The organism is Paenibacillus sp. N3.4 (assembly GCF_008017805.1).
Classification (GTDB): domain Bacteria; phylum Bacillota; class Bacilli; order Paenibacillales; family NBRC-103111; genus Paenibacillus_E.
Genome location: NZ_VRTT01000058.1, coordinates 1 through 13817, shown reverse-complemented (window position 1 = coordinate 13817; position 13817 = coordinate 1). Strand labels below are relative to the sequence as shown.

Genomic DNA, 13817 nt, shown 5'->3' with positions numbered 1-13817 from the left:
TTGCTAGACTGATTTTTTGTAAAAAACATCCCATTTAAGTCAAATAAATCCTAACATCCTTTGTTAATAATTGTTGCCACTTGATTCATCCTGTGTAAAAATAGAAAGGGGATTTACCTGCATGATAAGCTATCCATACTACACGAAAAGGATGATGAAAGAAGTGAGTCAACTTCAAACTTTAAATGCCGAGGAAACGTCTGCGCACGCCTATGTGCAGCACGTATACGAGACCGTTGTTCAGCGTAATCCGCACGAAAGCGAGTTTCATCAGGCTGTCAAAGAAATTCTGGAATCGTTAGTTCCTGTTATTGCCAAGCATCCGAAATACAGAGAACACGGTATTTTGGAACGCATGGTCGAACCTGAACGATTGATTACATTTCGGGTACCTTGGGTGGACGATCACGGAAAAGTACAAGTTAACCGTGGCTTCCGCGTTCAATTCAATAGTGCAATTGGGCCTTTCAAAGGTGGCTTAAGATTCCATCCTTCCGTAACTGCCAGCATTATCAAGTTCCTCGGATTTGAGCAAACCTTCAAAAACTCCTTGACGGGACAACCGATTGGTGGAGGAAAAGGTGGATCTGATTTTGATCCGAAGGGGAAATCCGACGGCGAGGTTATGCGTTTCACGCAAAGCTTCATGACTGAACTTTACAAATATATCGGCCCCGACACTGACGTACCTGCTGGTGATATTGGTGTGGGCGCCAGAGAAATCGGCTACATGTTTGGCCAATACAAAAGAATCCGCGGTTCCTATGAATCCGGCGTTTTGACAGGGAAAGGCATTCTATACGGCGGCAGCTTGGCTCGTACAGAAGCTACTGGTTACGGTGCTGTTTACTTCGTTAATGAGATGCTGGCATCCAAAGGCTTAAGCTTTGAAGGCAGCACGGTTGTCGTTTCAGGCTCCGGCAATGTGTCCATCTATGCGATGCAAAAGGCGACACAATTCGGCGCTACGGTTGTCGCTTGCAGCGATTCCAATGGCTATGTTTACGACCCTAACGGCATTAACCTTGAAACCGTAAAAAGATTGAAGGAAGTCGAAAGAAAACGGATCCAAGAATATGTAACTGAGCATCCTGAAGCGATCTACGTGGAAGGCTGCCAACACATTTGGTCCATCCCTTGCGATATTGCACTTCCTTGTGCAACGCAAAATGAAATCGACGAAACTTCGGCCAAGCTTCTTGTAGCCAATGGTGTCAAAGCGATTGGTGAAGGTGCGAATATGCCTTCAACGCTAGAAGCAATTGAAGTGTTCCTGCAAGCAGATGTTTTATTCGGACCTGCCAAAGCGGCAAATGCGGGAGGCGTTGCTGTCTCTGCGCTCGAAATGTCACAAAACAGCATGCGCTATTCCTGGAGATTCCATGAAGTTGACGATAAACTCCACGAAATCATGAAAAACATTTACAAAAATTCCGTTCAAGCCGCTGAAGAATATGGTCATTCCGGTAACCTTGTTGTAGGCGCTAATATCGCCGGATTTATTAAGGTAGCTGACTCCATGATCGCACATGGCATCATTTAATTTATTCTTTATACCCTTCTGAAATAGGTTTTAAAACAAAATCCAGCATACAACCTGAGCCTTTGGGCTAGGGTCGTTGCTGGATTTTTTATTTGACCGTACACTAGTCAGTTCCTATGCAGCTGCTTCTTCTGCCACCTTATTGTTTAGCATGAGCCTGAGCCATAAAGTTGTTGAAATCGGCGATGCTCGGATTGACCTTTGGCTCGCCATTCTCAAAAAGATCTTCTTTATGGAATATCTCAAAGCTTGATGGAAAATCACAAAGAGCCGATTTTCTCAAATGAGGACATCGGCTCTAACTTTGTTACTGATCTTGAACTTAGCATGTAAACAAATCTATGTTTCGTCTCTGTAGTCCTCGACAATGACATCGATGGCTCCCGTTTCAGGGTCCATTACAAAACCATGGACAGGAATCGCCTGCGGAAAAAGCGGATGCCTGCGGATCATCTTAACGCTGTGCATAACGCCTTCCTCCGCGCAATCAAAGCCGCGCAGAAATCTATCCATACGAATTCCGGAATTTTCTAGCGTCTCTATCACTAACGGATCGATCCCATGCTCAGTGAATTTACTGACCATCCCCTTCGGATCAATCTCTGTCATCCCGCAGCCGTAATGTCCGATTACAATGACTTCGCGTGTTTCCAGTTCATAGACAGCTACCAAAATACTACGCATGGCGCTCCCAAACGGTTGGGTTAAGATGGCTCCCGCATTTTTGATAAATTTGGCGTCGCCGTTCTTAAAGCCCATTGCCTTCGGAAGCAGTTCGCTTAATCGCGTATCCATACAAGTCAGTACCGCTACCTTCTTGTCCGGGTATTTGCCCGTTAAATAATCCTCATATCGCTTCTCTTCTACGAAATTTTTATTAAACTCCAATAAACTTGGGACGATCGACATACACATGACCTCCTTGCCTCATACGAATTGGCTAGCCTCTTGCGCGCTGCAGCTAAGTGCAGTGGATTCTACTATTTAGTCTAGCATCAACATGAACCGGATAGCAAAAGCTACAAATCTATTCTGTGACTCTAATCCGACTAGCACGTTTCTTCACGTGAATATGCTGGCCTTAATGACTTCTGCAACTTTCTCTACACCGACACTGATCTGTTCCTCTGCAATGTGGGATACATTAAGCTTGACTATCTTTCTCCTAGGGAACCCCGTCAAATAATTGCGATCCGCCGTCTCGATGATTACCTTCCGTTTTTTCGCATGTAAGAGCAGTTGATTCAAATTCACCCTTTTATCCAGCACAATGTGCGTATGCATGCATAAGGTTGGTTGATGAATATAGCCGGCTGCCTGCAACGTTTCCCCGATATATGTCTTTATCGCATCATTAAGGGCTTGGGAACGTTTGATATACGGTGCTTGAATTTTGAACTTATGGTGATCGAACATACCGCTTTTTATATAAATCTCTAAAGCAGCCTGCGAAATCATAGAGCTGTCAATATCGATATATTTTTTATATTGATGAAAAGCCTCCGTTAATGCTTGCGGAACAACCGCTATCCCAATTCGCAGGCCGGGAAACATGATTTTGGAGTAACTCTTTAAATAGATCACCCGATCATGCTCGTCATAAGCATACAAGGGGTCTGCTTTTGTATTCTGCTCAAAATCCGCCAAGAAATCATCCTCGACCAAATAAACATCGTATTTCTCGGCAAGCTTAACGATAGCCAGCTTTTCTTCCTTGGAAAACGACGTTCCCAGTGGATTATGAAATCGCGGCATCGTATAAAAAAATTTAATATCTCCCTGTTGGAAAATCTGCTCAAGCCGATTCAAATCAATGCCTTGAGCCGTTCGCTCGATGCCGACGGCATTGCGTCCATATTGATTGATGTAATCAATCAATATATGGTAGCCTGGCTGCTCCACCACGATCTTTTCTTTGCCATTCGGAAAGGCAATCGCTTGCAGGATAAAGAGCGCCTGCTGGACACCGGATGTCACGATAATCTGTTCTTCTTTGGCGAATACTTGAGTATTCTCCAGCTGTCGCTGGACCACCCTAACCAAAGATAGCAACCCCTTCGACGTTCCATATAGAAATAAGTCCTGCTGATATGCATCAATGGCTTTACGGATACAGTGCTGAAAATCTGCATAGGGAAACTCATTCCAGTCTGGGGCCGCATTCGCAAAATCATATACGCCTTTTTCCGCAGATAATGGCTTCAACGTTCGTTTTAACACATAATAACCACTGCGCGGAACCGCGTATATGACTTGTCGATTCTCAAGGTCTTGAAGTGCCTGAATGACCGTACTTTTATTGCATTGATATTGCTTGCAAAAGGCGCGAATCGACGGGAGCTTTTCACCTTCTTTGTAGACGGCTGTTCGAATGTTTTGCTCTACATCATGGGCAATCTTTACAAATTTATAGATGTTTTCTCCCCCTTTGTACCGGTACAGATGCTGTTTTTTCTCATTGTACCAGTTCGCTTAGACGTTTACGATAGCTGTACAGTCGAACAACAGCAAATGGAGGAATACTTATGTCAACAACACAAAAAGCATACGCCGCGGCGCTGCTCTATACTTGCATCATTGGGTTTTCATTCATGTTTGTCAAAATAGCCCTGACAGCGGCAAGTCCGATCGATACCTTGGCGCATCGCTTTACCCTATCGTTACTTGCCGCCTCAATCCCGATCGCGATGAAGAAAATAAAATTAACCATTAAACCGAAACATTTATTGACTATAGTACCACTTGCTCTCCTCTATCCGACAAGTTTCTTCGTATTTCAAGTTTTCGGACTCGCTTATTCCTCATCCTCTGAGGCAGGAATTATTCAGGCCAGTATTCCTGTTTTCACGCTCGTGTTAGCCGCTTTCGTATTAGGCGAGACATCAACGTTCCAACAAAAATTGGCTACATGCATCTCAACAGGCGGCGTCATCTATATATTTGCCATGAAAGGCTTCAATCTGACGAGTTCAAGCTTTCTGGGCGCTATTCTTATTCTTCTATCCGCTTTATCAGCCGCGGGGTACAATGTGCTTGCCAAAAAGCTTACCAAGTCTTATTCCTTGTTCGACCTAACCTACGTCATGCTGTTCTTTGGCTTTCTTGTATTTAATTCAACAGCTCTGGTTCAGCATCAGGCTGCGCATACACTAACCCAGTATTTCCAGCCCTTTGCAAATTATCATTTCTTACTTGCCATTTTATATTTAGGCGTTCTTTCATCCTTGGGAACCACATTGCTTTCTAACTATGCTTTATCGATTATGAAGGCTTCACAAATGAGCGTATTCAGTAATTTAGCCACTTTAATGACGATAGCTGCGGGGGTAGTATTTTTGAACGAGCAGCTTCATTATTATCATATCATTGGAGCCATCTTGATAATTGGCGGTATTCTTTGCGCCCAACTCTATGTCAAGAAGAATAAGCCCTCTACAAATAATAAAATCATGCGAAAAGGAGACTGACTTATATGCGCTGGATAAATTATGCTTTATTACTTGCCATAGGCGTCATCTGGGGTTCTCAATTCTTCTTTGTGGAAATCGTCATTGCTGACGTGCCTCCACTTACGTTAGCTGCATGCAAAGCCTTGCTCGGCGCAGGCTCATTAGGTGTTATATTCTTTTTCATCAAGGGCAATTCACGTCAATCCCTGCCACGCACGTCAAGTAAGCTATGGCTGTCTTATTTTTGGATAGCTTTATTCGAAGCGGTGATTCCCTTTTTCTTAATTGGTTGGGGGCAGCTGCGGATCAATAGCAGTCTTTCAGCAATTCTCATGGGAACTGTGCCGATTTTCACCATTATACTGGCAGCTATTTTCGTCCCGAAAGAAAAAATAAACACTTTAAAATGGATCAGTGTAGTATGCGGGTTTATCGGTATTCTGGTTCTCATCGTACCGGATCTTTCTTTTTCGGCAGTGGAATCCAATATATGGGGGGCTTTAGCTCTTCTAGGAGCTGCGCTTAGCTTTGCGGGATCGTTAATCTTAATAAACCGGCTTCCTGCCGTCTCACCTCTGCTCGCTATGAGGAATGTGTTAGCCATCGCTGCCGCTTTATTAATTCCTCTGGCCTTTATATTTGAAAATCCTGTGGACGTGCATGTGCGTGGTCAACAATCCATTGCTCTGATTGTTCTGGGGGTGTTTCACGCCGGTGTGGTGTACATGCTTTATAACATGCTTATTCATAGATCCGGCGCTGTATTTGCCTCACTCAACAACTACTTAGTTCCCCTTTTCGGGGTCATTCTGGGAACTTTTTTTCTAAATGAGCATTTAACTTCGTTAGATATATTATCCCTGTTCATTATTTTTATTTCTTTAGGAATAGGCGGAATTCATTTCCGCAAAAAAAATGTTTCATAGATCAACCTAGCTCATCATCTGTTTAACTAATTCGCGATTGAGCTTTTTAAAGACCTCATTATGCGAGGATACCATGCCATTCTTATCCGCATCAGGCTGGATATATTGCTTGGCCTTGTTAACCGCATTAGCAGCATCTTGAAAAGCGCCCGCGATTAAATGTAATTTCCCATCATGTTTCAGAATATCTCCCGCAGCATAAAGTCCCTCTATCGAAGACTCGCTAGCGGCACTACCTGCAATATTGTAGTTATCAGCTATCGTAATATCCAGCATGCTATTTTCAAGTAAAGTCTTATCACGCTCGTAGCCATGATTAATAATCACTTCATCGATTAGCAAATAGGAAACCTCACCTGTTTCATGATTCGTCAATGCCACACGCTCAATGGTTTCATGGTTCTCACAGGCAATTAGCTTTGTAATCGATGTACGAAGAAAACAAACGACAGAGCTGTTCAATAGTTGCTTTACTTGTGATTCATGACCGGTTAGGGCCTCTTTCCTATGGGTTAAATAAACAGTTTTGGCGACTGGCTCTAGTTCGTTTGCCCAATCTATGGCAGAATTGCCCCCACCAGAAATAATCACCGTTTTATCTTTGAAGCGCTGTAAAGACTTCACGGTATAATTTAAATTGGATACTTCATACCTCTCTGCTCCCTCGATCTCCAGCTTCTGTGGATTTAATATCCCCCCTCCCACTGCAACGATGACCGTTTTTGAAAAATGCGTTTGGCCGGAGGCAGCTTTTAATACAAAAATGCCTTCTTCATTCCGTGTGATCGACTCTATTTTTTCATTCAGCACCACTTCCGGATCAAACGTTAAACCTTGCTCTACGAGCTTTTCAATAAGTGCCGCTCCCGGAAGGGGCGTATGTCCGCCAACATCCCAAATCATCTTCTCGGGGTATACATGGATCTTACCGCCCAGTTGTTTTTGGAACTCAATTAGCTTTGTCTTCATTTCTCTAAGTCCGCTATAAAAAGCTGAGTAAAGACCCGCCGGTCCTCCTCCGATTATTGTCACATCAAACAATTCCTGCTGCTCCATATTCCGTTCACTCCTTCATCGATGAATGTTATTGATTATCATTCTCAATTAAATATACGTCTTTTTTTATTTTTTTACAACATGGATTGGTGTCGGATGACTAGAACATAGTCCGAATCAAGTCCGCGTAAATCGCGGGCTTTTTAATTAATCGGATCAATAAGTAGGGATTTTATGGGTTCTCGGTTCATGCATTTAATAATGGGTGAGATGGTCGCTTCTAGTCTTGATGTAAAAAACAAGGGAGATTTATTAATTGGTTCAATTGCTCCTGATGCTGCTTTCACGTTTGAAAGGAAAGTTATTACTCATGTTCGGCTACGGCACTTTAAAGGGTAAAGTTACCGAGTGGATTTGAACCACTTAGATTGTACGACTGTGAGGCGCACGAAAAACGCCTTATTATGAGGCGGTGGTTAATAGAACTATCATTTTCTTGCAATTCCGCTTGCAGCAATTTAAAGCCTCTGTGGACTACATACCTCCTGCTGCGGCTATCCCTTTATATCGGTGCGCAAGTGCTTTGTGATAGTATTCGTGTTCGGCATATTGATAAAATAGTGCCGGATTACCGGCGCATGCCATTTTCATTCGCTCAAAGTGTTCTGCCATCACAAAATGTTGTCCAGCTTGATGCATTGGATTAGGGTACTCATATATATCGCGGGTAGAAGTTACGGACAAAATAAACACTCCTTTATATTTGGTTTCAATATTTAATTAGGCACTATTACATTATGATAAAAGCCCTGTATTTGGAACATGATAGACGCCCAATTGTGATAATGCCTGATTTCCGATGTAGCCGGCAGGAACGCCAAAAAAAATCGGCAATGCCAAGCAGAAGGAATCGAAGTTACCAAACATGAAGGCGTGAAGTTTGGACGACCCCAGAAGGTTCCTGACTGATATCTACTGAAGCGTTTGAAATTTATTTCGTACCTTGAACACTTAAAATCTCATACGGAGTTGTTATTATCTCAACCGTTTGCTGATATGCCTCAGCTAGCTTATATTGCTCTAAATAATCAGACAACAGCACTAAACCTGATGATACAGATGGTAAGAGAAATCATTATCGCATAGGGCTAATAAATTACATAGCAAAAAAGAGAAAGGGACAATTAATTTGGAAATACGATTAAACTTATCAAGGATAATTTTATGTGATCAAGTTCTTGGCAAAACTCAATGACAAGAACTTGATCACATTCCCGATTTTGACACTGGCTGACCCCGGTATCATAGGGACGAACAGTAGACCTTCAACCCTTAAGATTAGTTCTCATTGGGGTTGGGTTCTCTATGGCACTTTGGGCATCATGATTGTCATTATCTCATCGGCAGAGCGCTCGAAGGTCGATTTCATCGCTAAATGGTTAGCGGGGAATATATGGGGGATGAATGGCCTTTTATTTGGGCCATCCTTACGTGGTTAGTCGTTCTCATTCCATTTAGTCTATACAAAGCAAACCGTCTGAACCTCCTTGGCATGGGTGATCCTATAGCTATCAGCGTGGGCGTCTTGGTTGAAAAGGAACGCGTTGTATTACTTTTAACTGCAATAGCCTTGGTAGGACCTCGTCATCAACTATTTATTCCCGTCGCCATTCTTATTGGCGGTTGGTTATTGGTATTGGCAGACACCATTGGACGCAATATCGTAGAACCCAATGGCATCCCGGCAGGCATTATGGTGGCGCTAATCGGTGCTCCATATTTTATGTATTTATTATTGAAAAAATAAAAAAACAACACCAATTGGGAAATGTTTCCATTTTTAATGGGTGTTGTTTTTGGGGGCTAGTCAGAGCAGCTTCCATTATGCGTTGTCTTGTGCTGTAGACACTTTTCATGGAAGCTTCTTTTTTAAAATTTTGCCACATAATCTAGGATAAAAAAGCTAACCAGGAGGTGCATGCATTGAAGGATGAACAGCTTTCAAACAAATGCGAAAAACCAAATATCCTTGTGATCCTCGTAGATGAGGAACGATATCCTCCGGTTTATGAAAATACAGAAATGAAAAAATGGCGCAGCCAAAACCTCATTGCACACGAACTTTTGAAATCGAATAGTATGGAATTCCACAGACATTACATTGGTAGCGCCGCTTGCTGTCCTAGTCGAGCTACCTTAATGACCGGTCAATATCCTTCTCTCCATGGAGTCAGCCAAACCAACGGCATCGCGAAGGAAACCTTTGACTCCGATATGTATTGGTTGAATAGAAACACGGTTCCTACTGTAGGAAACTATTTTCGTGAGGCAGGCTATCAAACCTATTATAAAGGAAAGTGGCATGTCTCCAATGACGATATCACTATGCCCGGTACGCACAATAGCGTCCCTAGCTATCATCCCATGACGGGTGTGCCTGATTCTCAAAAAGAAGATTTGTACCTGCATGCCGACCCCTTATATAGCTTCGGGTTTTCCAGTTGGATAGGTCCAGAACCCCATGGTAAAAACCCGCGAAACTCTGCATCCTCCGCTGCTGTTGGATTAAGTGGCCGAGATATCGTCTATGCTTCGGAAGTCGCCCAGCTTATCGAGTCTCTCGACCGTCAGAAGGACCTAGATCAAGATGCCAAACCATGGTTCGTTGTAGCTTCATTTGTAAATCCGCATGATATTGTGTTGTACGGCGCAATTACTGCACATCTGCCTATTTTTAATTTTGATGTGGAACCCATGCCTCTGGTCCCTCCTCCGCCTACCTTCAACGAACCTCTAACTTCCAAGCCGCGCTGTCAAGCCAGCTATCAGCACATCTATCCGAGAGCCCTGCAACCCATCATCAACCAATCCCACTACCGAAAGCTTTACTATCAGCTGCAAAAAAATGCTGATCAGGAAGTACATAAAGTTTTTGATGCACTTACCCGCTCTTCTTTCTATGAAAATACAATTGTTATCTTTACTTCTGATCACGGGGAATTGCTTGGGGCTCATGGTGATCTTCATCAAAAATTTTATTGTGCGTACGAAGAAATGCTGCATGTTCCCTTTCTCATTCATAACAAAAAGCTTTTTCCGCAGAATCAGCATGTCGATATACCTACAAGCCATCTCGATCTAGTTCCCACCCTTTTGGGGCTTGCCAATGCCGATGTAGCTGATATCCAAAACCGCTTGCGACATAGCTTTAGCGAAGTCCATCCCTTCGTAGGCCGTGACCTCTCTCCCTTTATTCTAGGGCAGCAACCAACCGAATCGATCGAGGAACCGATCTACTTTATGATCGACGACGATGTTACGCGTGGACAGAATCAGATCAATCTACTGGGAATACCCTATCCATCCGTCTTGCAGCCTAACCATATCGAAACCGTAATAGTCAGCCTCTATAGGAACAACACCAAAGAATTGTGGAAATATTCCCGCTATTTTGATAACGTTCAGTTTTGGAGCCATCCAGGCAACAAAGATGTTACCCTTCAACCTCTAGCAGATTCCAATGATGGTCTGCACTCTCCTCAGCCTAGCTACTACATCGAATCGGTTAAAACCGAGCCAGTCCCTGATGAGTATGAGCTGTATAACTTGACGGCAGATCCGCTCGAAACGTACAACCTGGCACATCCTGCTTTTGCCACACTGGAAACGAGAGATATTCAGGCCTATATGGCCCATCTTTTAGAGGAACAGAGGAAACAAAAACGATTAGTACCCAGCATGCCGTAAACTAAACTATCTCATCTGCATATCTAAAAAGGCGTCCAGCTGTTAAAGCTTGGATGCTTTTTCCCTCTCATTACTTCTATTTGACTACCCATAAATACTAGAAAGTAGGTTGCAAAATTAGGAATCTTCCATACCTCCATGCTTGTCAATTCTCCTGATTATTTTATGGCTAAGGAAAGCATTGGCGACCTGACATTTATCCTTCTTATTTAAAAAAGGGCATGGGTCAAAAAAGAAAATAGAGAATTCACAGCCACTTGGGCATGGAATTCTCTACTCCTCAAAACAAGTTTCTGATTTAATTGGATTCTTCTAATTTAATCGTAACTGGATGTACAGCATTGGTTTGTGTGCCATTGCCAAGCTGACCATACCCGTTATAGCCCCAAGTCAAGAGGTTCCCTTCCTCGCTAACCGCGCTGCCACTCATATAACCTGCACTTATGAAGGCTACACGACTGCTAATTGCCAGCTTAGCTGGGAATGAATTCTCAGCTTCCGCTCCGCCGCCAAGTTGACCTTCGTTATTAGCTCCCCAAACCCATACGGTACCGTCATCCTTCAGCGCCATACTATGTAGCGCGCCTGCGGACACACTTACAATTGAACTAAGGTTTGCCGCTTGTATGGGCGTAAACTGGTTAACGGATGTACCGTCGCCCAATACCCCCTTCACATTGGTCCCCCAACTCCATACGGTACCATCGTTCTTTAAAGCCAAGCTGTGATAGAATCCGGCCGAAACGGAGGTTACACCGCTTAGCTCTTTAACAAGCGTAGGACTCGTGCGGTTTGTCGTTGTGTTATCGCCTAACTGACCATAAGCATTAAAGCCCCAAGAAAATACCTTGCCATCACGGCTAACCGCAACATTATGGAAGACTCCTGCTGAAATCGCTGCGATGGAATCCAAACCTGCAACCTGCACGGGCAACGTTCGGTTTTCAGTCGATCCGTCTCCGAGCTGGCCGTATACATTAAGTCCCCAAGCCCATACCGTTCCGTCAGCCAATAAAGCCAACGAATGTTGTTCCCCCGCTTGAACGGCTACCACATGGGTCAATCCAGGCACACGTACCGGAGCAAGCTTCTTGTCTAACGTGCCATCGCCCAATTGTCCAGCAGAATTGCCTCCCCACGTCCATACCGTTCCGTCTTTGGCAAGGGCAAGGGAATGGTCTTGACCAACCGACACGGCGCTAATCGCAGGCAAGCCCTTGCTTTGAACAGGCTTCTTACGATAAATCACTGTGTTATCGCCTAATTGGCCTTTTTCATTATTTCCCCAAGCCCATACTGTGCCATCTGGTTGAACCTCTAGCGTATGGAAGGCATGTCCGGTGCCCATACTCATAGTCGAGCTGATCTTTTGCTCAGCAAGCGTACGAACCTTCAACTCGTTACTAATTTTTGATACGTTCCCTGACTTATCTTTGGCTTGTACCGTAAAGGTGTAAAACTGTCCGGCATTCAAACCTTGAACAGTAAAAGCTGTTGTGCCATACGTCACTTCAGTCACAACGGCAGAGTCTTTGTAGATCGTATATTCGGTTACTCCGACATTATCCACGGACGGAGTCCATACCAAGCTGATGCTGTCCGATGCACGATCGGCAAAATTTAGCTCAGGGGTACTCGGAGGTTCGAGATCGACTAGAGGCAGCACCACTACCCCAGCTCCCGGAGGCCTTGCTTCAATGGGAAGCGTGCTAACGATTATCGGGCTGCTTGGCTTCGACAAAGGTCCCGATGCATTCATCGCCTGCACCGTGAACGTATAGCTTTGGTCAGCAATTAACCCATCAACTGTATATTGCGTTAATCCGGCTGAGTCAAAGCTGTAGACATATCCGTATACACTGGAGCCTACTGTATCGCTCATGTTTATCTTATAACTGACATTTGAATCAGATGATCCCGCTACTGCATGCCAGGTCAGACTGATGCTCGAGGAGGTAGTACCGCTGACCGCTAACTGATCAGGCGCTTCCACCAGTGCATGTCCTTCAGTGTAGACGCCTTCCGCATAACTCGAAACAATGAACGGACTAACCGTTTGAAGTGTAACAGCCAACACGACGATTAAACATTTTTTCCCTATTGGAACTAAATTCCTTGCCATATTCAATCACTTCCTTTTCGAACAAAATGGTATGTTCATACTTCTTCTCTGTATTTATTGAATGCTAATTCCCGCACTCGCATAGCCGCTCACTGTGTTTACTAGAGTAAGACCTGTAGCCGTCGAAGAAAATACTAACAACAGACGTTCACCGGCAGCAACCGGGATACTTAGTCCGGAGATTGTGCCATAAGCTGTTGTTCCAGTTGAAATTCCCCCAGCAAAACCAGGAGATAAGTTGACTTGCGATCCCGGAGCAAATTCAAAAGAGTTACTACCTACACTCGCTTTATAGAGTTGTGCATAAACGGTTATAGATGAGCCAAGCAGGGATAAGCTTGAAGCTGTACTGAAAAATCCGCTTACTGAAGTAACAGTACCTGAACGCGGAACGACAAACGCCTGGTTAATTGAAACTCCTGGACCACCCTTAGTATCTATTATTCCACCTGAGCTTGTAGTGATAGATGAATTACCAAATCCGAGCAGTGCAATGTCGCCGGTTAATCCTCCTGCAGTGGTAGTCATGCTAATCGGCAACCCTGAAGAGAATGGAATAATACTTGCTGCACCTCCAGTTCCTGCTGCTCCTGTGGCTCCTTGTATTCCTTGTATTCCTTGTGCTCCGGTAGCCCCTTGTGCTCCTACCGCTCCTGTTGCTCCTTGCATTCCGGTAGTTCCTGTAACTCCTTGTGCTCCGGTAGCTCCTTGTGCTCCAGTAGCTCCGGTGAATCCCATTGCTCCCATTGCTCCCGTGGCTCCGGTGGCTCCTTTAGAAACAATCAATGTGTAGCTGGTCAAATCGGAGGGTAAACCGGTTGGATTGCTAGCCGTAACAATGTAGATGCTGCCCGCATAGGTAACTATTTGCCCTGTGACATACGTCGACGCAGACAAGGGATTGAATGCAATTTGTCCATCAAGCCCGACTCCGGTTGCTCCAGTTGCTCCTGCCACACCAGTTGCTCCTACCGCTCCTGTTACTCCTGTGCACCAGTTGCTCCTACCGCTCCTGTTGCTCCTGCTGCACCAGT

11 protein-coding genes and 1 pseudogene are annotated in these 13817 nt (G+C 44.3%); 6 read left to right on the top strand and 6 right to left on the bottom strand.

Annotation, left to right across the window (positions count from 1 at the left end):
* Nucleotides 1-154: 154 nt before the first annotated feature.
* Nucleotides 155-1543, top strand: a complete 1389-nt coding sequence (gdhA, locus tag FU659_RS24485) for an NADP-specific glutamate dehydrogenase (RefSeq protein WP_187274368.1) — start codon at nt 155-157, stop codon at nt 1541-1543.
* 76 nt (nt 1544-1619) lie between these two features.
* Entirely contained in the window at nt 1620-1796 is a 177-nt protein-coding gene (locus tag FU659_RS36490) for a hypothetical protein (protein ID WP_222708627.1), read from the top strand.
* A gap of 86 nt (nt 1797-1882) precedes the next feature.
* Here the strand turns inward: FU659_RS36490 and FU659_RS24480 are convergent, their stop codons facing one another.
* Nucleotides 1883-2452 (bottom strand): beta-class carbonic anhydrase, encoded by a 570-nt coding sequence (locus FU659_RS24480; RefSeq protein WP_147949957.1) that lies wholly within the window; start codon nt 2450-2452, stop codon nt 1883-1885.
* Between the two features lie 153 nt (nt 2453-2605).
* The gene (locus FU659_RS24475) at nt 2606-3958 is read right to left on the bottom strand and encodes an aminotransferase-like domain-containing protein (protein WP_147949956.1); all 1353 of its coding nucleotides are present in this window, start codon (nt 3956-3958) and stop codon (nt 2606-2608) included.
* 110 nt (nt 3959-4068) lie between these two features.
* Here FU659_RS24475 and FU659_RS24470 point away from each other — a divergent pair, with 110 nt between their 5' ends.
* Both FU659_RS24470 and FU659_RS24465 read left to right on the top strand, forming a co-directional pair.
* Nucleotides 4069-5010, top strand: a complete 942-nt coding sequence (locus tag FU659_RS24470) for a DMT family transporter (protein WP_147949955.1) — start codon at nt 4069-4071, stop codon at nt 5008-5010.
* A gap of 5 nt (nt 5011-5015) precedes the next feature.
* Complete coding sequence (locus FU659_RS24465; RefSeq protein ID WP_147949954.1) at nt 5016-5918, top strand: DMT family transporter; 903 nt, start codon at nt 5016-5018, stop codon at nt 5916-5918.
* Nucleotides 5919-5924: 6 nt separating this feature from the next.
* On the opposite strand, the gene FU659_RS24460 is transcribed toward FU659_RS24465, so the two are convergent.
* Together FU659_RS24460 and FU659_RS24455 are read right to left on the bottom strand one after the other, a co-directional pair.
* Nucleotides 5925-6974, bottom strand: a complete 1050-nt coding sequence (locus FU659_RS24460) for an NAD(P)/FAD-dependent oxidoreductase (RefSeq protein WP_147949953.1) — start codon at nt 6972-6974, stop codon at nt 5925-5927.
* Nucleotides 6975-7448: 474 nt separating this feature from the next.
* A complete protein-coding gene (locus FU659_RS24455) occupies nt 7449-7667 on the bottom strand; it encodes a hypothetical protein (protein WP_397356444.1) in 219 nt (72 codons plus the stop codon).
* Between the two features lie 558 nt (nt 7668-8225).
* On the opposite strand from FU659_RS24455, the pseudogene FU659_RS24445 reads away from it, so the two are divergent.
* Nucleotides 8226-8721: pseudogene (locus FU659_RS24445) on the top strand (FecCD family ABC transporter permease); the annotation flags it as partial.
* A gap of 167 nt (nt 8722-8888) precedes the next feature.
* Nucleotides 8889-10661: a sulfatase family protein gene (locus FU659_RS24440; protein ID WP_483874513.1), complete on the top strand. Its 1773-nt coding sequence runs from the start codon at nt 8889-8891 to the stop codon at nt 10659-10661.
* 298 nt (nt 10662-10959) lie between these two features.
* Here FU659_RS24440 and FU659_RS24435 read toward each other — a convergent pair whose 3' ends face one another.
* Both FU659_RS24435 and FU659_RS24430 read right to left on the bottom strand, forming a co-directional pair.
* Nucleotides 10960-12783, bottom strand: a complete 1824-nt coding sequence (locus FU659_RS24435) for an RCC1 domain-containing protein (RefSeq protein ID WP_147949950.1) — start codon at nt 12781-12783, stop codon at nt 10960-10962.
* A 54-nt stretch (nt 12784-12837) separates the two neighbouring features.
* Nucleotides 12838-13817 (bottom strand): exosporium glycoprotein BclB-related protein (locus tag FU659_RS24430; RefSeq protein ID WP_315971353.1); only part of this gene is annotated, 980 nt, incomplete at its 5' end.

Coding starts and splice junctions, on each gene's coding strand:
- FU659_RS24465 (WP_147949954.1), top strand. CDS start 5,016: ATGCGCTGGATAAATTATGCTTTATTACTTGCCATAGGCGTCATCTGG.
- FU659_RS24460 (WP_147949953.1), bottom strand. CDS start 6,974: ATGGAGCAGCAGGAATTGTTTGATGTGACAATAATCGGAGGAGGACCG.
- gdhA (WP_187274368.1), top strand. CDS start 155: ATGAAAGAAGTGAGTCAACTTCAAACTTTAAATGCCGAGGAAACGTCT.
- FU659_RS24435 (WP_147949950.1), bottom strand. CDS start 12,783: ATGGCAAGGAATTTAGTTCCAATAGGGAAAAAATGTTTAATCGTCGTG.
- FU659_RS24470 (WP_147949955.1), top strand. CDS start 4,069: ATGTCAACAACACAAAAAGCATACGCCGCGGCGCTGCTCTATACTTGC.
- FU659_RS24480 (WP_147949957.1), bottom strand. CDS start 2,452: ATGTCGATCGTCCCAAGTTTATTGGAGTTTAATAAAAATTTCGTAGAA.